Here is a 22,862-nt window from a genome sequence, read left to right as displayed (position 1 = left end):
AAAGAACATTGCTTATCAGATGTATATCTAAATGAGATCCTGACAACCGAATGCCTGAACAACATCGTTACACGCTCCCAACGGGCGCTTCCGATCAGCGCCAGTTGGGTGAGCTTACGGGTGCCGCCTGCGCAACGCTGGTCGCCGAAATCGCCGAACGTCACGCGGGTCCAGTGGTGCTGACGCACCGGACATGCAAAATGCTTTGCGTCTGCATGATGAAATTCGTCAGTTTACTGACCAGATGGTGATGAACCTGCCCGACTGGGAAACGCTTCCCTATGACAGCTTTTCTCCCCATCAGGAGATTATCTCCTCACGGCTCTCCACGCTGTATCAACTGCCCGCCATGCAGCGCGGCGTACTGATCGTTCCGGTAAATACGCTGATGCAGCGTGTCTGTCCGCACAGCTATCTGCACGGTCATGCGCTGGTCATGAAAAAAGGCCAGCGGCTTTCGCGCGACGCCCTGCGCGAACAACTGGACAGTGCTGGCTATCGCCATGTTGATCAGGTCATGGAACACGGCGAATACGCCACGCGTGGCGCGTTGTTAGATCTGTTCCCGATGGGCAGCGAATTGCCTTATCGTCTGGATTTCTTTGATGACGAAATCGACAGCCTGCGTTTGTTTGATACTGACACTCAGCGCACGCTGGAAGAAGTCGATGCCATTAATTTGCTGCCCGCACACGAATTCCCGACTGACAAAACGGCCATCGAGCTGTTCCGTAGTCAGTGGCGTGATACGTTTGAGGTAAAACGCGACGCCGAGCATATTTATCAACAGGTCAGCAAAGGCACGTTACCTACGGGGATTGAATACTGGCAGCCGCTGTTTTTCAGCGAGCCGCTGCCGCCGCTGTTCAGCTACTTCCCCGCCAATACGTTATTAGTAAATACTGGCGATATCGAGACCAGCGCTGCACGCTTCCAGGCCGATACCCTGTCACGCTTTGAGAATCGCGGCGTTGATCCGATGCGCCCGCTTCTGCCACCGGAATCGCTGTGGCTGCGGGTTGATGAGCTGTTTTCTGAACTTAAACGCTGGCCGCGTGTTCAGCTGAAAACCGAGAGTCTGCCGAAGAAAGCGGCGAATACCAACCTCGGGTTCCAGAAGCTGCCGGATATCGCCGTTCAGGCACAGCAAAAAGCACCGTTAGATGCATTACGTAAATTCCTTGAAGGCTTTACCGGTCCGGTAATTTTCTCGGTGGAAAGTGAAGGACGCCGGGAAGCGCTAGGCGAACTGCTCGCCCGCATCAAAGTCGCGCCGAAGCGGATATTGCGACTCGACGAAGCCGTAGACAACGGTCGTTATCTGATGATTGGCTCAGCCGAGCACGGCTTCATCGATAGCAAACGCAATCTGGCGCTGATTTGTGAAAGCGATCTGCTCGGTGAACGCGTGGCGCGTCGCCGCCAGGATTCTCGTCGCACCATCAACCCGGATACGTTAATTCGTAACCTCGCGGAGCTGCATCCCGGTCAGCCAGTGGTGCATCTGGAGCACGGCGTGGGTCGCTATGCCGGTATGACCACGCTGGAAGCGGGCGGCATCACCGGTGAATACCTGATGCTCACCTATGCCAACGACGCCAAACTGTATGTGCCTGTGTCGTCGCTGCATCTGATAAGCCGCTACGCCGGCGGCGCGGAAGAGAATGCGCCGCTGCATAAACTGGGCGGCGATGCCTGGTCACGCGCCCGACAGAAAGCCGCTGAGAAAGTCCGCGATGTCGCGGCAGAGCTGCTGGATATTTATGCCCAGCGCGCAGCGAAAGAAGGCTTTGCCTTTAAGCATGACCGTGAACAGTACCAGCTGTTTTGCGACAGCTTCCCGTTTGAAACCACGCCCGACCAGGCACAGGCGATCAACGCGGTACTCAGCGATATGTGTCAACCACTGGCCATGGACCGCCTGGTGTGTGGCGATGTCGGCTTTGGTAAAACCGAAGTCGCAATGCGTGCCGCCTTCCTCGCCGTAGAGAATCACAAGCAGGTTGCCGTGTTGGTACCGACCACCCTGCTCGCTCAGCAGCACTTCGACAACTTCCGCGACCGTTTTGCCAATTGGCCGGTACGCATTGAGATGCTGTCCCGTTTCCGTAGCGCCAAAGAGCAAGCGCAGATTCTGGAGCAGGTTGCCGAAGGTAAAATCGATATTCTCATCGGCACTCACAAACTGCTGCAAGCGGATGTGAAGCTAAAAGATCTGGGGCTGCTGATTGTCGATGAAGAGCACCGTTTCGGCGTTCGCCACAAAGAACGTATCAAGGCAATGCGTGCGGATGTAGATATTCTGACTCTGACAGCAACGCCAATTCCGCGCACGCTCAACATGGCGATGAGCGGCATGCGCGATCTGTCGATCATCGCCACACCACCCGCTCGTCGTCTGGCGGTCAAAACCTTCGTGCGCGAATATGACAACCTGGTGGTACGCGAGGCTATCCTGCGTGAAGTTATGCGCGGGGGACAAGTTTATTATCTCTTTAACGACGTCGAAAATATCCAGAAAACCGCTGACAGATTAGCGGAACTCGTGCCGGAAGCGCGCATTGGTATCGGCCACGGGCAAATGCGCGAGCGCGAACTGGAACGCGTGATGAACGATTTCCACCACCAGCGTTTTAACGTGCTGGTGTGTACCACCATTATCGAAACCGGGATCGACATTCCCACTGCCAACACTATCATCATTGAACGAGCTGACCACTTCGGTTTAGCGCAATTGCATCAGCTACGGGGTCGTGTGGGACGCTCACACCATCAGGCATACGCCTGGCTGCTGACGCCGCACCCAAAAGCGATGACCACCGACGCACAAAAACGTCTGGAAGCCATCGCCTCGCTGGAAGATTTAGGTGCAGGTTTTGCGTTGGCGACCCACGACCTCGAAATTCGTGGCGCTGGGGAACTGCTGGGCGAAGATCAAAGTGGCTCCATGGAAAGCATCGGTTTCTCACTGTATATGGAGCTGCTGGAAAACGCTGTCGATGCGCTCAAAGAAGGGCGTGAACCGTCGCTGGAAGATCTCACCAGCCAGCAAACCGAAGTCGAACTGCGCATGCCATCGCTTCTGCCGGATAACTATATCCCGGATGTCAACACGCGACTGTCGTTCTACAAGCGCATTGCCAGTGCGAAAGGCGAAACCGAGCTGGAAGAAATTAAGGTCGAGCTGATAGACCGTTTTGGCCTGCTGCCCGACCCGGCCCGGACGTTGCTGGATATTGCCCGTTTACGCCAGCAGGCGCAGAAACTGGGGATCAGAAAGCTCGAAGGCAATGAAAAAGGCGGTACTATTGAGTTTGCCGAGAAAAACCACGTTAACCCGGTCTGGCTAATTGGTTTACTGCAAAAACAACCGCAACACTTCCGTCTGGATGGTCCAACACGCCTGAAATTCATGCAGGAGTTGGGCGAGCGTAAAGCACGGATCGACTGGGTTCGCCAGTTTATGCGCCAGCTTGAAGAGAACGCCGTAGCCTAGCGTCAAGCCGGGTGAGTCCTCCACTCACCCGGCCTGATGAATTTACAAACTCTTTGCACTTCCCTGCACTTCCCGACACTGCAAACCGCCATAATTCTTGTTTACTTTTACATAATAAAAACCACGTAAAAACAATGGATTTATGGTGATGTTAAACAATAAACGACTCTCTCGTTGGTTAGCATTTTTTACGCTTGCCGCGACCTTCGCGTTAGCGCTTCCGGCCCAGGCAAATACCTGGCCGCTACCGCCACCGGGAAGCCGCGTGGTGGGTCAGAATGCCGTTCATGTTGTCGAAGACAATGGCGGTTCTCTGGAAGCGATTGCGAAAAAATACAATGTCGGCTTTCTGGCGCTGCTACAGGCCAACCCCGGCGTTGACCCTTACGTACCACGTCCGGGCAGCGTGCTGACTATTCCGTTGCAAACCCTGCTGCCGGACGCGCCACGCGAAGGCATTGTTATCAACCTCGCCGAACTGCGTCTTTATTATTACCAGCCAGGGACAAATTCGGTGACCGTGTATCCTATTGGTATTGGCCAGTTAGGCGGTGACACGCTGACGCCCACAATGGTAACCACTATCTCTGATAAACGTGCCAACCCAACCTGGACGCCTACGGCAAATATCCGCGCGCGATACAAAGCGAACGGGATCGACCTTCCTGCCGTAGTGCCTGCCGGGCCGGATAACCCGATGGGCCATCATGCCATTCGCTTAGCGGCATACGGCGGCGTGTATCTGCTGCACGGAACTAATGCTGATTTTGGCATTGGAATGCGCGTCAGTTCCGGCTGTATTCGTCTACGCGACGGTGATATCGAAACCCTGTTCCGTCAGGTGAAGCCAGGAACCAAGGTCAATATTATCAATACGCCAATCAAAGCATCTGTTGAACCTAACGGCGTGCGCCTGGTTGAAGTACACCAGCCGTTGTCCGAAAAAATCAATGACGACCCGCAATTGCTGCCGATCGTGCTGAACGCATCCATGCAGACGTTTAAGAATGCGGCGCAAACGGACTCTGCCGTCATGGAACATGCGATGGAGATTCGCTCAGGCATGCCGGTCGATGTCACCCGTCATCACGACGTTGCTCAACAACCGCTGTAAACTCAGCGCATAAAAAACCCCCGCTGGATTTTATTCCGCGGGGGTTTTTATTTAACTCGCAGTGGCATTGCGATGGGTTAAATCTTATTTGTAGATAACTGCAGTCCCGTGGAGGGTGTTAGGACCGGTAACAGAAGTAATACGGAAAGACTTCGCCCCCATCTCATCCGCTTTCTGCGCCAGTTGATCTTCCAGAGAACCTAAGTTAGTCCCCGCATTCGCAGAAATAGTACCGACTTTCTGTTGGCCCGCTGGTGTGGCCTGAACTTCAACGGCAGCAAAGCTTGCAAATGAGAGTGAGCTAAGAACAGCAGCAACAAACAGAGTTTTTACGTTTTTCATGATAGTGACCTTTAGCAGATGAATGTGTGTCGCAAAGATTAACTTAACGATCGATAGGTAAATCATAGATGTGATCCAGGTCACACGTCAACATTTTTTTATAATGATCGTTATATAAAATACAAAGACCTTATTTTTCATATCAATAGCGTTAAATTATTTTTATCGCTAATCCGCTGGAGTGTGCAGTCGAATATTTTTATAATGGTTATTCAATAAACCCAACAAAGGTACATCGGCACCATGACAACTGAAATGACAGGTTGTGCTAAAAAAAGCCGTGGCCGACCAAAAGTGTTCGACAGGGAAGCCGCGCTTGATAAGGCCATGACACTCTTCTGGCAGCACGGGTATGAAGCGACATCGCTCGCCGATCTGGTAGAAGCAACCGGCGCAAAAGCGCCCACGCTGTATGCGGAATTCACCAATAAAGAGGGGTTGTTTCGTGCCGTACTGGACCGCTACATCACTCGCTTCGCGGCGAAACATGAAGCCCAGTTATTTTGTGAAGAAAAAAGTCTTGAGTGCGCGCTGGAAGACTATTTCACCGCAATAGCGACCTGCTTTACCAGTAAAGACACCCCGGCGGGATGTTTCATGATTAACACATCTGCGACACTGGCGGCCTCTTCCCGGGATATTGCGCACACGGTGAAATCCCGCCATGCCATGCAGGAACAGACACTTACCCAGTTCCTTCACCAGCGCCAGCAACGAGGCGAAATTCCGGCCCATTGCGACGTACAAAAACTGGCCGAATACCTAAACTGTATTTTACAGGGTATGTCGATCAGCGCCCGTGAAGGCGCGACGTTTGAAAAACTGATGCAGATCGCACACACGACTCTGCGACTGTGGCCTGAACTTATCAAAGTTTAACCCTTTCCCGCTATTTCCCCGCAGTACTGACACCACCGGGAGCTGATTAAGCCCCCGGTTAGATTTCCGCGGATTACCCCTACATTATTCAGTGTTTTCATCATCTTATCCGATCATTTTTTGTAAAATGTATTGATAACAACAATTATTATCAGCAATATTCGCATTTGTTTTAACACCTGTTTCACAATGTAACCATCGGTTTCTCTACCGCCATAACAAAAACAGCTCGACTCTTTTTTAAAAGGAATACAAATGCATAAGCGTCTCTGGGTGCTCAATCCTCTCTTGTTGTCTTTAACTCTCCCAGCCATCGCGGCTGAGGAAGATAACCTCATCGTCAGTGCCAACCGTAGTCAACGCACCGTGGCAGAAATGGCGCAAACGACCTGGGTTATTGAAGGAAGCGAGATTGAACAGCAGGTTCAGGGGGGGAAAGAGTTCAAAGATGTTCTTGCTCAGTTAATCCCAGGAATCGATGTCAGCAGCCAGGGGCGCACAAACTACGGCATGAATATGCGCGGTCGTGCCATCGTAGTACTGATAGACGGTGTCCGTCTGAACTCCTCGCGTACTGACAGTCGCCAACTGGATTCTATTGACCCGTTTAACATCGCACACATTGAAGTCATCTCAGGTGCAACCTCACTGTATGGCGGCGGCAGTACCGGTGGGTTAATCAACATTGTCACCAAAAAAGGCCAGCCGGAGCGTGAAGTAGAACTCGAACTGGGGAGTAAAAGCGGCTTCAATAACAGTAACGATCATGATGAACGCGTTGCCGCGGCGGTGAGCGGAGGAACCGATCGCGCTTCCGGGCGCATGTCCGTCGCGTATCAACGGTTTGGCGGCTGGTATGACGGCAATCACGATGCCCTGCTGCTGGATAACACCCAAACCGGCCTGCAGCACTCCGATCGTCTGGACGTGATGGGCACCGGAACGATTGAGCTTGACGACAACCGTCAGTTACAGCTGGTTACGCAGTATTATAAGAGCCAGGGGGATGACGATTACGGACTGGATCTTGGCGAGAACATGTCCGCCGTGACGGGAAACGGTAAGGCTTATACCAGCAGCGGACTGAATTCCGATCGTATTCCCGGCACCGAGCGTCATCTGATCAGCCTGCAGTATTCAGACGCGGATTTCTTCGGCCAGAACCTGGTCAGCCAAATCTATTACCGTGACGAATCGCTGAAATTCTACCCCTTCCCTACGCTGAGCAAAGGCAAGGTCACCAGTTTCTCCGCATCGCAGCAGGACACAGACCAGTTTGGTGCCAAAATCACCCTCAACAGCCAGCTGATGGATAACTGGGAGCTGACGTGGGGTGTCGATGCCGATCACGAAACCTTCGATTCCAATCAGAAATTCTTCGATCTGGCCTGGTCCCTGCCCTCCGGCGGTATGGACAACCGAACCGCTTATACCACCGGGCGTTACCCCGGTTACAGCATCACCAACTTCGCGCCTTTCCTGCAGAACAGCTATGACATTAACGACATTTTTACCCTCAGCGGCGGTGTGCGCTATCAATGGACCGAAAACAGGGTGGATGATTTCGTTGGCTATGCCCAACAACAGGGAATTGCCACCGGCCTGGCAAACTCCGCCGATACCATTCCTGGCGGTAAAACCGATTACGATAATTTCCTGTTTAACGCCGGTATTCTCGCCCACCTGACCGACCGTCAGCAGACATGGTTTAACTTCTCTCAGGGCGTGGAGCTTCCGGACCCGGGGAAATATTACGGTAACGGCACCTATTCCCTGGTTGGCGATCATTACCAGCTCCAGCGCAGCGTCAACGTGGCGGACTCACGCCTGGAGGGGATTAAAGTTAACTCCTACGAACTGGGATGGCGCTACACTGGCGACAGTCTGCGCACGCAGCTGGCCGCTTACTACTCTACTTCGGATAAATCGATCGTTATCAACCGCAGCGATATGACCATTAACGTCCAGCCCGACGATCGCCGTATTTATGGCCTTGAAGGTGCGGTGGATTATTTCATTGCGGATACGGACTGGAGTCTGGGCGGCAACTTCAACGTCATTAAATCGGAAGTGAAGCAAAACGGTGAGTGGCAGAAATGGGATGTCACCCTGGCTTCCCCGTCCAAAGCCACCGCGTGGGTCGGCTGGGCACCTGAACCGTGGACATTGCGCGTACAGAGCCAGCAAACATTTGATCTGACGGACGCCAGCGGCAATAAGCTGGACGGCTATAACACGATGGACTTTATCGGCAGCTATCAGCTCCCGTTGGGTAAACTGACCTTTAGCGTAGAAAACCTGCTGAATGAAGAGTACACCACGCTGTGGGGACAACGTGCGCCACTGCTGTACAGCCCAACCTACGGTAGCCCGTCACTGTATGAATACAAGGGCCGGGGCCGCACGTTTGGTCTGAACTACGCCTTAACCTTCTGATAAAAAAAGCCCCCCAGCCTGAGCGAATGGGGGGCTAATGTTCAGGATAATGCTATTTTACGCTTTGTTATTCAGTACCAACTGTCCGTTGTTATCCAACGGAATTTGCGCGCCGGGGTCCTTATCCATACGGATTTTCCCCTGCTGATCGCCAATTTTGTACGTCACGTCGTAGCCCAGCATTTTTTCAGATTTGTCATACACCGTTTTACAACGCTGCTGCGTAGTAGTGTACGTATCATTTTCTTGCATCGAACCCTGGATCTGGTTACCTGCATAACCGCCGCCTAAAGCACCGGCCACGGTAGCAATATCTTTACCGCGTCCGCCGCCAAACTGATGGCCGATAACGCCACCAGCAACCGCACCCAGCACGGAACCCGCGATACGGTTTTCATCTTGTACCGGCTTACGGTGCGTGACCGTCACGTTCCGACACTCCTGGCGCGGTGTTTTTACCGACTCTTTAATCGGTGTTGCAGAGACAACTTGTGCATACTGTGGGCCACGCTCGAAAACGTTAAGACTGGCCACCGCTGCAACACCCAGCGCAGCAGCTACGCCAATCCCTATACCCGCCAACATAGATTTATTCACGGGACTTCCTCCTTTTTTGCTATTAGCAACAACTTTGCAACAGAAGGTAAGGAATGCCAATCAGATTACGGATGAAAATAGCACGAGGAGGAGCGAAGGCAGGATGATTCGGAGAACTCTGAAGGAAGGCGCCGGATAAGTACAAACATCCGACGCCATAAGCCGTATTAATGCAGTTTCAGACGCGGGCGGATCACCCGGTTAATGCTGCCAACCAGCATCATCAGACCGGTTTTAAAGTAACCGTGCAGAGCAATCTGGTGCATGCGGTACAGTGAGATGTACACAAAGCGCGCAATACGCCCTTCTACCATCATCGAACCACGGGTCAAGTTACCCATCAGGCTACCCACGGTAGAGAAGTTAGAAAGTGAAACCAGAGAGCCGTGGTCTTTGTACTGATAGGCTTTCAGCGGCTTGCCGTTCATCTGCGCCAAAATGTTGTTCATTGCGCAGCTTGCCATCTGGTGCGCAGCCTGAGCGCGCGGCGGCACAAAACCACCTTCCGGGCGAGCGCAGGAAGCGCAGTCGCCAATCGCGTACACGTCGGGATCGCACGTGGTCTGCAGAGTCGGCTCAACCACCAGTTGGTTAATACGATTGGTTTCCAGACCGCCAATGTCTTTCATAAAGTCTGGCGCTTTGATCCCCGCAGCCCACACCATCAGATCGGCTTCAATGTACTCGCCATCCTTGGTATGCAGTCCGCCTTCATCAGCGCTGGTTACCATCGTCTGGGTCAGTACGCGTACGCCCAGTTTGGTTAACTCATTATGCGCAGCACTGGAAATACGCGGCGGCAACGCAGGCAGAATACGCTCACCGGCTTCTACCAGCGTAACGTTCAGCGCTTCGTTGGTCAGCCCTTTGTAACCATAGCTGTGCAGCTGTTTTACCGCATTGTGCAGCTCGGCTGAGAGTTCAACCCCCGTCGCACCGCCGCCGACAATGGCGATATTTACTTTGCCGTTAGCGCCCAGATTCGCGGAATACTTCAGGAACAGATTCAGCATCTCCTGGTGGAAACGACGCGCCTGATGCGGGTTATCCAGGAAAATGCAGTTTTCTTTGACGCCCGGCGTATTGAAATCGTTGGAGGTACTGCCCAACGCCATCACCAGCGTGTCATACGGGACTTTGCGCTCAGGAACCAGCAGCTCGCCCTTCTCATCGCGCAGCTCGGCAAGAGTAATGGTTTTCGCTTCGCGATCGATATCCACCACCGAACCCAACTGAAACTGGAAACCGTGGTTACGGGCATGCGCCAGATAGCTCAGTGCATCCACGCCTTCGTCCAGGGAACCCGTCGCGACTTCATGCAGTAACGGTTTCCATAAATGGCTGTGGTTTCTGTCCACCAGCGTGATTTTGGCCTTTTTCTTGCGTCCCAGCTTTTTACCCAGCTGTGTCGCCATTTCCAGTCCGCCAGCACCGCCGCCGACAATCACGATTCTTTTTAATGGTGTAGTCAACGTGACCCCCTTAAATTTATTAACCAATTGTTAATTAAAAGTTATAGGAATAGCCTTTAATTAACAACAAGTTACGATAATGAAAATGTTCTTCGAGAGTGAGAATAACACGAACGGTGCATTGGTCATACCAAAATTGATGTGTATCAAGTTTTGATGCTGAAAAGATAGACAACACGAACTTTAAGAACAAAAAAACCAGCCCGAAGGCTGGTTTTTTACACGTTCATTGAGGATTAACCTAACGTCTTGAACGCTTTGATGCGCTGCAAATGCGGGGAGATATTCTTAAACTTGTGCGTCTGCTCTTCGTCCCAGACTATCTCGTAAAAATGATGCAGCTCTTCTGACGAACGCTGACTATTGAGCGCTTCATCATGACGTGACAGGATCACCAGGCAGCGATCGCGATTCTTTTCGCGGAAATTGGTCACGCATTTTGTCGCGATATCGGCATACTCTTCAGGCCTGTCGATTTTTCCTTCCATGTTCTCATACGGGAACAGGTTGGGATTAAACACTACCTGACGAATATCACACAGAAAACCAATCCGTTCAGCCCAATATCCCCCGAGCCCCACGCCACAAATCAGCGGACGGTCGTCCACATTAAGCTGCAGCATTTTGTCCACTTCTTTCAGTAGATGCTGCATGTCATGTTTAGGATGCCGTGTACTGTAGCTAATCAGCCTGACATCCGGGTCGATGAACTGCAGCTGCAACACCTTTTCGTGGTTGCCCGGGCTGTTAGAGTCAAAACCGTGTAAATAGATAATCATCGCATCCTCGCCAAACTTGCGTTAATGACCTGCTTTCTCTTCCTGCCAGCGCTCATGAAGCTGGTTGAGCTGGGCGCTTACCGTCTTCCAGCGTGCCGAGTCCATCAGTTCCTGACGTGAAAATGAACCTTTATGATACAAACGTGTAACACGTTCTGCATTGATCGGCGACAGATTATCTAACACACTGACCGCGCCTTTACGATTATTGCAGACCAGGATCATATCGCAACCCGCATCCAGCGATGCCTGACCACGCTCCGCATAACTTCCCATAATCGCCGCCCCTTCCATCGACAAATCATCGGAGAAAATGACGCCATCGAAACCAAGCTCCTGACGCAGCACCGTTTTCAGCCAGTGTGGCGAACCGCTCGCCGGACGCGGGTCCACGTCACTGTAGATGACATGCGCAGGCATAATGGCATCGAGTTTGTTTTCCGTAATCAATGTCTGGAACACGGACATATCTTTTGCACGAATTTCGGCTTCTGAACGTGGATCGGTTGGGGTTTCTTTATGCGAATCCGCCGTCACTGCCCCATGCCCGGGGAAATGTTTACCGGTAGTTTTCATGCCAGCAGCATGCATACCGTCAATGAAGCGAGTCGCCATAGCCAGCGCTTTCCGCGGATCGGCATGGTAAGAGCGTTCGCCAATCGCCGCGCTGATATGCCCCACATCCAGCACCGGCGCAAAACTGATATCTATATCCATTGCGATCATTTCGCTGGCCATTAGCCATCCGGCGTCCTGAGCCAGATTGCCGCCGTCTTCCAGACCGTGCAGCGCAGCAAAGGATTGGGCCGCGGGCAGACGAGTAAATCCTTCGCGAAAACGCTGTACCCTGCCGCCTTCCTGATCTACCGCCACCACCAGATGATTGCGTGATGCCGCGCGAATCTGGCGCACTAATTCACGCAACTGTTCCGGGTCATGATAATTTCGGGTAAAGAGGATCAACCCACCTACCAGCGGATGCGCCAGAATCTCACGCTCTTCAGCGTCCAGCTCATACCCTTCGACATCCAACATTACTGGGCCCACACTGCTCTCCTTATCCTTTCATTATTAGCTGCCGCCAGGTTTCATCGGCCAGCCTGATAAATTGTCGATCGCCGGTTTGTCGCCAGCGATACTCAAACCACCCCGCTTTCAGCATTATGACCCAGGGCCGCCATCGTCTGACCTGCCGCCACAGCGCGTTTTGTTCAATGTGCACTCGTTGGGCGTAGGCGCTAACCAGCCGTTGGTGCTGAGATTCGTCGTTGACCCAAACCGCCGCCAGCTCCAGAGCGATATCACCGTCTCCGGCATATTCCCAGTCAATCAGCCGCAGCCCTGATGCTGTACGTACGATGTTGTCACCGTGGACATCCATATGCAGAGGCCCCAGACGCAAAGGTCGAGGCTCACCGCTTTTCCTGAGTCGCTTCAACGCTCGCAACCAGCATGGCGTGCGACGCGCCGGATCGCCACACTGCCAGTACTGTTCGAGTAGCGGCAGCAGACTGATTCTCCAGCCCAATTGGGGTTGTTGGTGCAGATGATACAATAAGCCAGCGAGTTCGTCGGCGTCCGGCAATCTGGATTCTACCTTACCGTGAAAAAAGTCGACCGCCATCCACCCACGTATATAAAAGCGGGGGCGCGGCGCAAGGCTTTCAGGCAGGTGCTTTAACGCGTGATAGTGGCGTAAGAAATGCGATTCCGGCGCGTCAGGGTCGTGATGACAGCGCAACACTAAGCGGTGGGTATCGTGCTCGATGATGCAGCTCCCGCCGCTCAGGCCGCTCTGGTTGGCTGCGATGGTATGATACTGCGGGAAATAGCGCGACAACACCTCGTCGCGCGTCAGCCGGTTATTGTTGCTGTACGGCACCTTTACCTGACCAGATTATCTCGCCAGTTTGTACCAGCATTAATTGCATTTGCAGGGCCGGCGAATTGACGTTGCCGGAGGCGCTGGAATAGAGCACATACTGTGCGCCAACGTTACGGGCGATACCAATCGCTTTGCTGCGCGTTCCCAGACTGTCGTTCGGCGACAGACCTAACTGCTGTTTGGCGACAGCCAACTGCTGGGCGGAAACCAGGGTAAACTTGCCGTTATTCGCCAGCGCGTTCCTCAAGGTCTCGGTGGCTTCACCGGCATTCAACGAGCCGTTGGTCCGGTTATTCACGCTATCAACCAGCAGAACACCTCCCGCTTTGACGCCGTCAGCCTGCAGCATTTTGCCGACCATCGGCTGCATAGCCCCGTTCCAGTCATAGTGACGTTGACGTGGCGTCGGCTGCGCCGTTTGGTCCTCGTGCTCAATCGGACCCGGCTGCTGCGGTATGCTTGGCACCGTTGGTACAACCGGCACCGGCTGTTGCGGCTGCGCGGGCTGTTCCGGCACTGGCTTTACTTCCTCTACTGGTGCGGGCTCACGTTGCGCCACACAGCCAGAGAGAAACATCGCCAGCGCGGCAATCAGTGCGTAGCGATTCATTTTGATCATCAAGATTCACCCCTTACAAATAAAGATAAAGTCTAACCTTGTGCGCCCCCAAAAAATTGGCGCTGCCGTACAGCGTCACCGACGAATGAGCCGGGATAGTCACGCTGCGTGGCGCTTCCAGAGGATGCATTTCCAGTCCTCTGGCGTCATACCAGTAAAACCGATAATGAACGGTAACGGGTTCTTGTCTTTCGTTATAAAGTCGCGAGGATGCTGAGGCCTGAATATCAGACGTGGTTAACGTCGGTTGTTCTGCTGTAATGCCCGACGCCAGAATCGTTGATTCCATCACCAGCGACTGTTCATCACTTACCGGAATTTCAGGATGTGCCCGACAGCCAGCCAGTAGCAGCAAGCTCAGTGAAAGTGCAATGCATCCTCTGGTCATGCTTACAGACCTTTATGCGCAAGCATTGGACCCAGCGCACGTCCACCCAGCAGGTGCATATGAATGTGATACACCTCCTGACCGCCGTGACGATTGGTATTCATAATTAAACGATACCCATCCGCAGCAATGCCTTCCTGCTCGGCGATTTTCGCCGCTACGGTGATCATGCGACCCAACGCCTGCTCGTGTTCCGCCGTCACATCGTTGACGGTCGGGATCAGGACGTTAGGAATGATCAGAATGTGCGTAGGTGCCTGAGGGGAAATATCACGAAACGCAGTGACCAGTTCATCCTGGTACACGATATCTGACGGAATTTCACGACGGATAATTTTGCTGAATATAGTTTCTTCTGCCACGACGTTTTCCTTTTTCATTAACAGCCCAAGCGTTATGCCATGCTACGCCGGGTCACTCTGCGAGTATAGAGTATGAGCGAGTTACTCACGCTCTTTCAACTTTAACCCTCGATTTTTTAAGCAAAAAGCCCTGCCACTGCTGTTCTTATAACCATTTCCCGTCGCTATTACTTAAGCATAGTACTGAAACAACATTTCATTTATGCCGTAGCATCTGTTTACACATTGAATGTGAATGCGTATATTTCGCATTTGCATTCATATGCAAACTTAATAATTTACAACCAAAGGGTTCATCACAACCTCAGTGATTCGAACTTAATATTAATAATTATCAAGGACTTTTCGATGTCTTTCACAACACACAACGGGGATGACCAACGCCAACCGGGGCTTGCCCCTTCTGTACTGGCAGCCTGCATCACGTTAGCACTATTGCCTTCCACCAGCCTCGCAGCCCCTGCTGAAGAGACAGTTATCGTTGAGGGCTCTGCTCCAGCCACATCCAGTGAGGAGCAAGATTACAGCGTTAAATCAACGACTGCTGGCACCAAAATGCAGATGACGCAGCGCGATATTCCGCAATCAGTCAGTATTATCAGTCAGCAGCGCATGGAAGATCAGCAACTGCAAACGCTGGGCGATGTGATGGACAACACGTTGGGGATAAGCAGAAGTCAGGCGGATTCAGATCGCAGTAGCTATTACTCTCGCGGATTTCAGATTGATAACTATATGGTCGATGGGATTCCGACCTATTTTGAATCCCGCTGGAATCTCGGTGATGCCCTTTCCGACACGGCCCTTTTTGAGCGTGTCGAAGTTGTCCGTGGCGCAAACGGGCTAATGACCGGGACGGGTAACCCCTCAGCGTCGATTAATATGATCCGTAAGCATGCCACCAGCCGCGAGTTCACCGGTAATGTTTCTGCGGAATATGGCAGTTGGAATAAACAACGATATGTGACCGATCTGCAAAGCCCGCTCACGGCAGACGGCAACGTGCGCGGGCGCATCGTGGCGGGCTACCAGAATAACGACGCCTGGCTTGATCGCTACAATAGCGAAAAAATGTTCTTCTCCGGGATTGTCGATGCCGATCTGGGCGACACCACCAGCCTGTCTGTGGGTTATGAATACCAGCGCATTGATATCAACAGCCCAACATGGGGTGGATTGCCGCGCTGGAATACCGACGGCAGCAAAAACAGCTATGACCGCTCGCGCAGCACTGCGCCGGACTGGGCGTACAACGATAAAGACTTCAACAAAGTGTTTGTCACCATCAAGCAACGTTTTGCCGATACCTGGCAGGCGACCATGAATGCCACCCACTCCGAGGTCAAGTTTGACAGTAAAATGATGTACGTCGATGCCTATGTCAATAAAGCCGATGGTACGCTGATTGGCCCGTATAGCAGCTATGGTCCGGGCTATGACTACGTCGGAGGTACCGGCTGGAACAGCGGCAAGCGTAAGGTGGATGCCGTCGATCTGTTCGCCGACGGCGGTTACGACCTGTTTGGTCGTCAGCATAATCTGATGCTGGGCGGCAGCTACAGTAAACAGAATAACCGTTACGAAAGCGCGTGGGCGAACGTATTCCCCAACGAAATCGGCAGCTTCTATACCTTCGATGGTAACTTCCCGGAAACCAACTGGAACCCGCAGTCATTGGCCCAGGACGATACCACGCACATGAAATCGCTCTACGCCGCAACACGTATTTCGCTGGCCGACCCACTGCATTTGATTGTCGGCGCGCGTTATACCAACTGGCGTATCGACACCCTCGCCTACAGCATGGAACAAAACCATACCACGCCGTATGCGGGCCTGGTGTATGACATTGACGATAACTGGTCTACGTACGCCAGCTATACCTCAATCTTCCAGCCGCAGAACAAGCGCGACAGTTCCGGTAAATATCTCTCCCCAATTACCGGCAATAACTATGAACTTGGCCTGAAGTCCGACTGGATGAACAGCCGTTTAACCACCACCCTCGCGGTGTTCCGCATTGAACAGGATAACGTGGGCCAATCAACCGGCGTACCAATTGCCGGTAGCAATGGCGACACGGCCTATAGAGCGATGGATGGAACGGTCAGCAAAGGGGTCGAATTCGAAGTTAACGGTGCGATCACCGATAACTGGCAGATGACGTTCGGCGCGACACGCTATGTTGCTGAAGACAACGAAGGCAATGCGGTAAACCCGAACCTACCGCGTACCACAGTAAAACTGTTTACCCGTTATCGCCTGCCAGCCATGCCGGAACTGACCGTGGGCGGTGGGGTTAACTGGCAGAATCGTGTTTATAGCGATACGGTCACGCCGTTTGGCACATTCCGTGCGGAACAGGGAAGCTACGCCCTGGTCGATTTATTCACTCGCTATCAGGTGACGAAAAATTTCTCTGTGCAGGGTAACCTCAATAACCTGTTCGATAAAACCTACGACACCAATGTCGACGGATCTATCGTCTATGGCGAGCCGCGCAACGTCAGCGTCACCGCCAGCTATCAGTTCTGATTCGAAACACATCACGCTCCACCTGCTCGTCAGGTGGATGCATTGGACTGAGAACACAAAAAGCCCACTTAAGTTTCCTTAAGCGGGCTTCTTAAATATGGCTCCTCTGACTGGACTCGAACCAGTGACATACGGATTAACAGTCCGCCGTTCTACCGACTGAACTACAGAGGAATCGTTGTGGAGGCTTATCTTAGCGGCGAAAAAATTTTTGTCAAACCCCATTTCCCCGAATAAGTTTCAATTGATGCTTCTCTCGACAGTTTGTTGCATTTCCAGACATTTTAAATGGAAAAAACTTTGCAGCTTTTTGGATTCTCCCTCATCATTTGAAATGAGGTTTCAACTTTCTTCTTTAAGGTCCACTTTGAACGTCTCCGCTGCCTTACGCCAGGTCGCTTCCCGCACGCCCTGGTATGCCAAACGCAAGAGTTATAAGGTTCTCTTTTGGCGCGAAATCACTCCGCTTGCGGTCCCCATTTTTCTGGAAAACACCTGTGTACTGTTGATGGGCGTACTGAGTACCTTCCTTGTTAGCTGGTTGGGAAAAGAAGCAATGGCTGGCGTTGGTCTCGCCGACAGTTTCAACATGGTCATCATGGCGTTTTTTGCCGCCATCGATCTGGGAACAACGGTGGTGGTAGCATTTAGCCTGGGAAAACGTGATCGTCGACGGGCAAGGGCAGCAGCCAGACAATCGCTGGTGATCATGACGATTTTTGCTACCGCGCTGGCAGCGGTCATTCACTATTTTGGTGAACAGATTATTGACGTTGTCGCCGGTGAAGCAACCCCCGATGTTAAGGCTTTGGCACTCACCTATCTGGAACTAACGGTGCTCAGCTACCCGGCGGCAGCCATTGCTTTGATCGGTAGCGGCGCACTCCGCGGAGCCGGAAATACCAAAATTCCGCTGTTGATTAATGGCGGTATGAATATTCTAAATATCATCATCAGTAGCATCCTGATTTACGGGGTCTTTTCCTGGCAAGGGCTGGGATTTGTGGGGGCAGGACTCGGGCTGACCATTTCACGCTACATCGGTGCGTTCGCCATTATCTGGGTGCTGATGATTGGTTTTAATCCGGCGCTGCGAATTCCCTTCAAAAGCTATTTTAAGCCGCTCAATCTCGCCATTATCTGGGAAGTTATGGGGATCGGTATTCCGGCAAGTATTGAGTCAGTGCTATTTAATGGCGGTAAACTGTTAACGCAAATGTTTGTCTCCGGCATGGGAACCAGCGTAATTGCCGGAAACTTCATTGCCTTTTCTATCGCCGCGCTCATCAACCTGCCGGGGAATGCTTTAGGCTCCGCGTCGACAATCATTACCGGCAGGCGTCTGGGAAATGGTCAGATTGCCCAAGCGGAAATCCAGTTACGCCATATATTCTGGCTATCAACAATCGGCTTAACCGCCATCGCCTGGCTAACCGCCCCTTTTGCCGGCGTTATGGCCTCATTTTATACCCACGATCAGGATGTAAAAGAGGTCATAGTCATCCTAATTTGGCTCAACGCAGCGTTTATGCCGATATGGGCAGCATCCTGGGTGCTACCATCAGGGTTTAAGGGCGCACGTGATGTGCGTTTTGCGATGTGGGTATCGATGTTGGGCATGTGGGGCTGTCGCGTTGTGGCGGGTTACACCTTGGGAATTGTATTAGGATGGGGCGTAGTCGGCGTTTGGTTAGGGATGTTCTTCGACTGGGCCGTGCGCGCCGCGTTATTTTACTGGCGTATGGTTACAGGCCGCTGGTTATGGAAATACCCTCGTCCCGAGCGTGAAAAGTGCATAAAATAACCGGTTGCGTCTGAATAAGCGGCGAAATGGGGAATATTTCAGCAAACGATCGCATTTATCTATTCAGGCTTTGACAACGCTGAGTGGCATCGCTAATATTCGCCTCGTTCACACGATTCCTCTGTAGTTCAGTCGGTAGAACGGCGGACTGTTAATCCGTATGTCACTGGTTCGAGTCCAGTCAGAGGAGCCATATTTAAGAAGCCTGCTTAGGAAACTAAGCAGGCTTCTTGCATTATATCTGATAATCAATCACGGCTTCATCTGGCTCCATCGCCTGGCGCTTGATTTCATCGACGGATAACCCTGCGTTGCATAGCTCAATAAATCGCCAGACATAGTTGCGCTGCAGTTGCCCGCGTTTCAGGCCCAGCCAGACGGTATTTGCATCAAATAAGTGCCGGGTATCCAGACGGGTTAAGCTCCCCTCCTCCTGCTCTCCACTGGATTGTTCTGCCACCAGCCCGATTCCCAGCCCCAGCGACACATAGGTTTTAATCACATCCGAGTCCTGGGCGCTGAGGATAATATCCGGCACTAACCCTTTACGGGCAAATGCCTCATCGATACGGGAACGCCCCGTAATCCCCTGACGATACGTAATTAATGGCCAGTGGGCGATAGATTCCAGTGTGAGAGGAGACGTTTTCACCAAGGGATGATCGTGAGGAACAAGCAGGCTGTGGTGCCAACGAAACCAGGGAAAAGCTACCAACAGCGGATCGCTGCTCAGTCGCTCGCTGGCAATCCCGATGTCTGCCCCACCGTTTTGCAGCAGTACGTCAATCTCCTGCGGTGTACCCTGGATCAGTTCCAGACGTACCTCAGGAAAGAGCTCACGAAAGGCTTTAATCACCGCGGGCAGGCTATAGCGCGCCTGTGTATGCGTGGTGGCAATCGTCAGTACACCGGACGTGTCATTGGTAAACAGATCCGCCAGTCTGCGAACGTTGCTGGCCTCATTCAGAATACGCTCGGCAATAACCAGCAAGGCTTTGCCCGGTTCGGTCATGCCCAGCAGGCGTTTACCGCGACGGATAAAAATCTCAATGCCAAGTTCATCTTCAAGTTCACGAATATGTCGGCTGACTCCCGACTGCGAGGTGTACAGTATATTCGCGACTTCCGTCAGGTTGTAATCCTGACGGGCCGCCTCGCGGATTATTTTAAGTTGCTGGAAATTCACTTTTCGCTCCGGGCACATCAGACATTACGCTATTGTTAAAGTCTGATGCCCGGCATAACAAATAATAAAAACCCGCATCTTATTCCTGGAGGGAATAAGGTTTAGCTGACCAGCTGTAGCTCGCGGTTTTCCAGTGCCGGACGGCTTACCAGCGACAACAGGATCTCCTTCACAGCCTGTGCCTGCGGCGATAAGCTCCCTCTGGCTGAGACGTTCAGCGATAATGGCAGATTCATCGATGGGGTTGTTATCCGCGCCATCCAGCCGTTAGCGGCATTACATAATGAACGGGCCGCCGACTCAGGCAACACTGTGACGCCCATCCCACTGGCGATGGCAGCCGTTAAGGTGGCGATTGATTCAATTTCGCCAATCACTTTGGCCGTCAGGCGACGAAGCGAAAAAGCTTCATCTACACGCAGGCGAACTGCGCTGTAATCCCGTGGCAAAAACAGATTCATCTGCGCCACCGCGGCTAAATCGACGCTTTGCCCCGGGCAATCACGCGTCCCGACCAGGTACAGATCCTCTTTAAGCAACGGTTGACTGCTGATACCCGCCACGGGTGAGCGCTCGTAGAGCACCGCCATGTCTAAATGCCCGCTGAGCAGCTTGTCATTCAGCACCGCCCCACTGTTTTCATGCAAATAGACCAGCACATCGGGCAGCTCTGCTCGTACTGTCTGTAATAACGGCATAGTGATGGCTGACGCCGCCGTCCCCGGCGCCAGGCCAATAGAGACCTGTCCCCCCAGGGTCTGACCTACGTTATTGACCGCAAGTTGCGCCTGCTCGCACTGACGTAAGATCGTCCGCGCATGGGCATACAACACTTTCCCCGCTTCCGTCGGTGTGACGCCGCGTTTGGTGCGAATCAGCAGTTGCTGATCCAGTTCGCCTTCAAGCGTAGCAACCTGCTGGCTCAGCGCGGGTTGCGCGATATGCAACACTTCCGCTGCCTGGGTCAGGCTACCAATATCGACGATTTTCACGAAATATTTCAGTCGTCTGAAGTTCATTTTGCCTCCTGTCGGAATACCAGAACCCGTGCTGGCAGTCATTAATTCAGGATTGCAAGATGCTTGCCAGTTTAGTCAGCAGCCGTGTTTTACGGTTAAAACCGCGTAAAGTCAGGCTCAAAGGTGAAGAATGGACTTTTTGCACACCTGAATCTCTCATTCTGGCTGCCCTGGAAGAGGTAGACGCGCACCAGAATGGGGCAAAAGCATAAAAAGACGGAAAGATCGCCGCTTTGCTGATTTTGTCAGCAAACGAACGCACAAATGTATTTCCCCCTTTGACAAGCCTCATCGCCCTCGCTAATATGCGCCTCGTTCAAACGATTCCTCTGTAGTTCAGTCGGTAGAACGGCGGACTGTTAATCCGTATGTCACTGGTTCGAGTCCAGTCAGAGGAGCCAAATTTAGAGAAGCCCGCTTTTAAGCGGGCTTTTTGCTTTTCTGTTTTTCATTCGTCTTATTTTTCATGTAGCCCTCTGGTGAGGGAGATAATCGTTTTCTCTTCCCGTCTGTCGCGGTAATCTCATAACGGTCGTTAATATATCGACTGCAATGTGTGTAGCCCAATTCAAATACTAATAACTAAAAGACAGTACAGACAGGATAACTATGGATTCCACTCTCACCTCCGCGGGTCCCCAAGAGGACGTCTCTTCGCTTCATCGTGCCCGACGCGCTGCGCTTGGTAGCTTCGCTGGCGCCGTGGTCGACTGGTATGATTTTCTGCTTTATGGCATCACCGCCGCACTGGTCTTTAATCGCGAGTTCTTCCCGCAGGTTAGCCCGGCAATGGGAACACTTGCCGCATTTGCCACCTTTGGCGTCGGATTTTTGTTCCGTCCGTTAGGCGGGGTTATCTTCGGCCACTTTGGCGATCGCCTTGGCCGTAAACGCATGCTGATGCTCACCGTCTGGATGATGGGGATTGCCACTGCGCTGATAGGGATTATTCCTTCTTTTGACACTATTGGCTGGTGGGCCCCTGTGCTGCTGGTGACGCTACGCGCCATTCAGGGATTCGCCGTTGGTGGTGAATGGGGCGGCGCGGCGTTGCTCTCGGTCGAAAGCGCGCCGAAAAATAAAAAAGCCTTCTACAGCAGTGGCGTTCAGGTCGGTTACGGCGTCGGACTGCTGCTTTCTACCGGTCTGGTCTCACTGATTAGCTCGCAAACTACCGATGAGCAGTTCCTGAGCTGGGGCTGGCGTATTCCGTTCCTGTTCAGCATCGTACTGGTTTTGGGCGCGTTGTGGATGCGTAACAGAATGGATGAATCAGCCGAATTCGAACAGCAGCAACAGGCAGCGCAACCAGAGAAAAAGCGGTTACCGGTGGTCGAGGCGTTAATCCGTCATCCAGGCGCATTCTTAAAAATTATCGGCTTGCGCTTATGTGAACTGCTGACGATGTATATCGTCACCGCGTTTGCCCTTAATTACTCTACGCAGAACCTGGGCCTACCGCGCGAGCTGTTTCTGAATATCGGTTTGTTAGTGGGAGGACTGAGCTGTCTGACCATCCCCTGCTTTGCCTGGCTTGCCGACCGCTTTGGTCGACGGCGCGTGTACATTACCGGTGCACTGGTCGGTACGCTGAGCGCCTTCCCGTTCTTTATGGCGCTGGAAGCACAGTCTATTTTCTGGATCGTGTTCTTCGCGATTATGTTGGCCAATATTGCGCACGATATGGTGGTCTGCGTACAACAGCCTATGTTTACCGGTTTGTTTGGCGCAAGTTATCGCTACAGCGGCGCAGGCGTTGGCTATCAGGTGGCAAGTGTGGTTGGCGGTGGTTTTACCCCTTTCATTGCTGCAGCACTGGTAACATTCTCGGGCGGAGACTGGCACAGCGTGGCCATTTATCTGATGGCCGGGTGTCTTATTTCCGCCGCCACTGCATTGCTGATGCGGGATAAGCAGCACAGTTAAGCCCTGATGCGAAGGTCATTCGG

The 22,862-nt window shown here is 52.6% G+C and carries 18 protein-coding genes, 3 tRNA genes and 1 pseudogene; 10 read left to right on the top strand and 12 right to left on the bottom strand.

What is annotated here, in order from left to right:
* Window positions 1-50 precede the first annotated feature (50 nt).
* A pseudogene (mfd, locus tag B9P82_RS03240) lies at window positions 51-3,496 on the top strand (transcription-repair coupling factor).
* A gap of 148 nt (window positions 3,497-3,644) precedes the next feature.
* Window positions 3,645-4,610 (top strand): L,D-transpeptidase LdtC, encoded by a 966-nt coding sequence (locus tag B9P82_RS03235; protein WP_016156209.1) that lies wholly within the window; start codon window positions 3,645-3,647, stop codon window positions 4,608-4,610.
* A gap of 84 nt (window positions 4,611-4,694) precedes the next feature.
* On the opposite strand, the gene bhsA is transcribed toward B9P82_RS03235, so the two are convergent.
* Window positions 4,695-4,952, bottom strand: coding sequence for a multiple stress resistance protein BhsA (gene bhsA, locus B9P82_RS03230; RefSeq protein WP_029139491.1), 258 nt, complete (start codon window positions 4,950-4,952; stop codon window positions 4,695-4,697).
* Between the two features lie 243 nt (window positions 4,953-5,195).
* Here bhsA and comR point away from each other — a divergent pair, with 243 nt between their 5' ends.
* Both comR and B9P82_RS03220 read left to right on the top strand, forming a co-directional pair.
* Window positions 5,196-5,831, top strand: a complete 636-nt coding sequence (gene comR, locus B9P82_RS03225) for a TetR family copper-responsive transcriptional repressor ComR (protein ID WP_016156207.1) — start codon at window positions 5,196-5,198, stop codon at window positions 5,829-5,831.
* Window positions 5,832-6,086: 255 nt separating this feature from the next.
* The gene (locus tag B9P82_RS03220) at window positions 6,087-8,267 is read left to right on the top strand and encodes a TonB-dependent siderophore receptor (RefSeq protein WP_101699929.1); all 2,181 of its coding nucleotides are present in this window, start codon (window positions 6,087-6,089) and stop codon (window positions 8,265-8,267) included.
* A 57-nt stretch (window positions 8,268-8,324) separates the two neighbouring features.
* Here the strand turns inward: B9P82_RS03220 and B9P82_RS03215 are convergent, their stop codons facing one another.
* The 8 genes from B9P82_RS03215 to hinT all read right to left on the bottom strand — a co-directional run bounded on the left by B9P82_RS03215 (window position 8,325) and on the right by hinT (window position 14,369).
* Window positions 8,325-8,864, bottom strand: a complete 540-nt coding sequence (locus B9P82_RS03215) for a glycine zipper 2TM domain-containing protein (RefSeq protein ID WP_003030814.1) — start codon at window positions 8,862-8,864, stop codon at window positions 8,325-8,327.
* A 167-nt stretch (window positions 8,865-9,031) separates the two neighbouring features.
* Window positions 9,032-10,336: an NADH-quinone dehydrogenase gene (ndh, locus tag B9P82_RS03210; protein WP_046274786.1), complete on the bottom strand. Its 1,305-nt coding sequence runs from the start codon at window positions 10,334-10,336 to the stop codon at window positions 9,032-9,034.
* Window positions 10,337-10,572: 236 nt separating this feature from the next.
* Window positions 10,573-11,115 (bottom strand): alpha/beta hydrolase YcfP, encoded by a 543-nt coding sequence (ycfP, locus tag B9P82_RS03205; protein ID WP_003030817.1) that lies wholly within the window; start codon window positions 11,113-11,115, stop codon window positions 10,573-10,575.
* 21 nt (window positions 11,116-11,136) lie between these two features.
* Entirely contained in the window at window positions 11,137-12,162 is a 1,026-nt protein-coding gene (gene nagZ / locus B9P82_RS03200; RefSeq protein WP_016152675.1) for a beta-N-acetylhexosaminidase, read from the bottom strand.
* Between the two features lie 10 nt (window positions 12,163-12,172).
* A complete protein-coding gene (gene thiK / locus B9P82_RS03195) occupies window positions 12,173-12,997 on the bottom strand; it encodes a thiamine kinase (protein ID WP_101699928.1) in 825 nt (274 codons plus the stop codon).
* Entirely contained in the window at window positions 12,978-13,619 is a 642-nt protein-coding gene (lpoB, locus tag B9P82_RS03190) for a penicillin-binding protein activator LpoB (RefSeq protein WP_016152673.1), read from the bottom strand. The genes thiK and lpoB overlap by 20 nt, the downstream gene beginning before the upstream one ends.
* Window positions 13,620-13,632: 13 nt before the next feature.
* Entirely contained in the window at window positions 13,633-14,007 is a 375-nt protein-coding gene (locus tag B9P82_RS03185; RefSeq protein ID WP_019076489.1) for a YcfL family putative periplasmic lipoprotein, read from the bottom strand.
* A 2-nt stretch (window positions 14,008-14,009) separates the two neighbouring features.
* Entirely contained in the window at window positions 14,010-14,369 is a 360-nt protein-coding gene (gene hinT, locus B9P82_RS03180; RefSeq protein ID WP_016156204.1) for a purine nucleoside phosphoramidase, read from the bottom strand.
* A 348-nt stretch (window positions 14,370-14,717) separates the two neighbouring features.
* Between hinT and fhuE the strand changes: the two genes are divergently transcribed.
* The gene (gene fhuE / locus B9P82_RS03175; protein WP_101699927.1) at window positions 14,718-16,904 is read left to right on the top strand and encodes a ferric-rhodotorulic acid/ferric-coprogen receptor FhuE; all 2,187 of its coding nucleotides are present in this window, start codon (window positions 14,718-14,720) and stop codon (window positions 16,902-16,904) included.
* Window positions 16,905-17,002: 98 nt separating this feature from the next.
* Here fhuE and B9P82_RS03170 read toward each other — a convergent pair.
* Window positions 17,003-17,078: transfer RNA gene (locus B9P82_RS03170), tRNA-Asn, on the bottom strand.
* A 160-nt stretch (window positions 17,079-17,238) separates the two neighbouring features.
* On the opposite strand from B9P82_RS03170, the gene B9P82_RS03165 reads away from it, so the two are divergent.
* Both B9P82_RS03165 and B9P82_RS03160 read left to right on the top strand, forming a co-directional pair.
* The gene (locus B9P82_RS03165; protein ID WP_278249402.1) at window positions 17,239-18,708 is read left to right on the top strand and encodes an EmmdR/YeeO family multidrug/toxin efflux MATE transporter; all 1,470 of its coding nucleotides are present in this window, start codon (window positions 17,239-17,241) and stop codon (window positions 18,706-18,708) included.
* A gap of 117 nt (window positions 18,709-18,825) precedes the next feature.
* Window positions 18,826-18,901 (top strand) — tRNA-Asn (locus B9P82_RS03160).
* Between the two features lie 42 nt (window positions 18,902-18,943).
* On the opposite strand, the gene cbl is transcribed toward B9P82_RS03160, so the two are convergent.
* Window positions 18,944-19,894, bottom strand: a complete 951-nt coding sequence (cbl, locus tag B9P82_RS03155; RefSeq protein ID WP_016152661.1) for an HTH-type transcriptional regulator Cbl — start codon at window positions 19,892-19,894, stop codon at window positions 18,944-18,946.
* A 101-nt stretch (window positions 19,895-19,995) separates the two neighbouring features.
* Entirely contained in the window at window positions 19,996-20,913 is a 918-nt protein-coding gene (nac, locus tag B9P82_RS03150; protein ID WP_016156200.1) for a nitrogen assimilation transcriptional regulator NAC, read from the bottom strand.
* Window positions 20,914-20,972: 59 nt separating this feature from the next.
* Between nac and B9P82_RS28430 the strand changes: the two genes are divergently transcribed.
* From B9P82_RS28430 to shiA, 3 genes are all read left to right on the top strand, one after another.
* Window positions 20,973-21,125 (top strand): hypothetical protein, encoded by a 153-nt coding sequence (locus B9P82_RS28430; RefSeq protein WP_016156199.1) that lies wholly within the window; start codon window positions 20,973-20,975, stop codon window positions 21,123-21,125.
* Window positions 21,126-21,238: 113 nt separating this feature from the next.
* Window positions 21,239-21,314 (top strand) — tRNA-Asn (locus B9P82_RS03145).
* Window positions 21,315-21,522: 208 nt separating this feature from the next.
* A complete protein-coding gene (gene shiA / locus B9P82_RS03140) occupies window positions 21,523-22,839 on the top strand; it encodes a shikimate transporter (protein ID WP_016156198.1) in 1,317 nt (438 codons plus the stop codon).
* The last annotated feature ends 23 nt before the right edge of the window (window positions 22,840-22,862 follow it).

This window comes from Citrobacter sp. L55 (assembly GCF_002850715.1).
GTDB classification, from domain to species: domain Bacteria; phylum Pseudomonadota; class Gammaproteobacteria; order Enterobacterales; family Enterobacteriaceae; genus Citrobacter; species Citrobacter braakii.
Note: the sequence above shows the minus strand (reverse complement) of the source record. Positions and strands in the feature narration are given on the sequence as shown.

Coding starts and splice junctions, on each gene's coding strand:
- B9P82_RS03185 (WP_019076489.1), bottom strand. CDS start 14,007: ATGACCAGAGGATGCATTGCACTTTCACTGAGCTTGCTGCTACTGGCT.
- shiA (WP_016156198.1), top strand. CDS start 21,523: ATGGATTCCACTCTCACCTCCGCGGGTCCCCAAGAGGACGTCTCTTCG.
- B9P82_RS28430 (WP_016156199.1), top strand. CDS start 20,973: ATGCTTGCCAGTTTAGTCAGCAGCCGTGTTTTACGGTTAAAACCGCGT.
- nac (WP_016156200.1), bottom strand. CDS start 20,913: ATGAACTTCAGACGACTGAAATATTTCGTGAAAATCGTCGATATTGGT.
- fhuE (WP_101699927.1), top strand. CDS start 14,718: ATGTCTTTCACAACACACAACGGGGATGACCAACGCCAACCGGGGCTT.
- comR (WP_016156207.1), top strand. CDS start 5,196: ATGACAACTGAAATGACAGGTTGTGCTAAAAAAAGCCGTGGCCGACCA.
- lpoB (WP_016152673.1), bottom strand. CDS start 13,619: ATGATCAAAATGAATCGCTACGCACTGATTGCCGCGCTGGCGATGTTT.
- B9P82_RS03165 (WP_278249402.1), top strand. CDS start 17,239: ATGAGGTTTCAACTTTCTTCTTTAAGGTCCACTTTGAACGTCTCCGCT.
- B9P82_RS03235 (WP_016156209.1), top strand. CDS start 3,645: ATGTTAAACAATAAACGACTCTCTCGTTGGTTAGCATTTTTTACGCTT.
- B9P82_RS03220 (WP_101699929.1), top strand. CDS start 6,087: ATGCATAAGCGTCTCTGGGTGCTCAATCCTCTCTTGTTGTCTTTAACT.
- ycfP (WP_003030817.1), bottom strand. CDS start 11,115: ATGATTATCTATTTACACGGTTTTGACTCTAACAGCCCGGGCAACCAC.
- bhsA (WP_029139491.1), bottom strand. CDS start 4,952: ATGAAAAACGTAAAAACTCTGTTTGTTGCTGCTGTTCTTAGCTCACTC.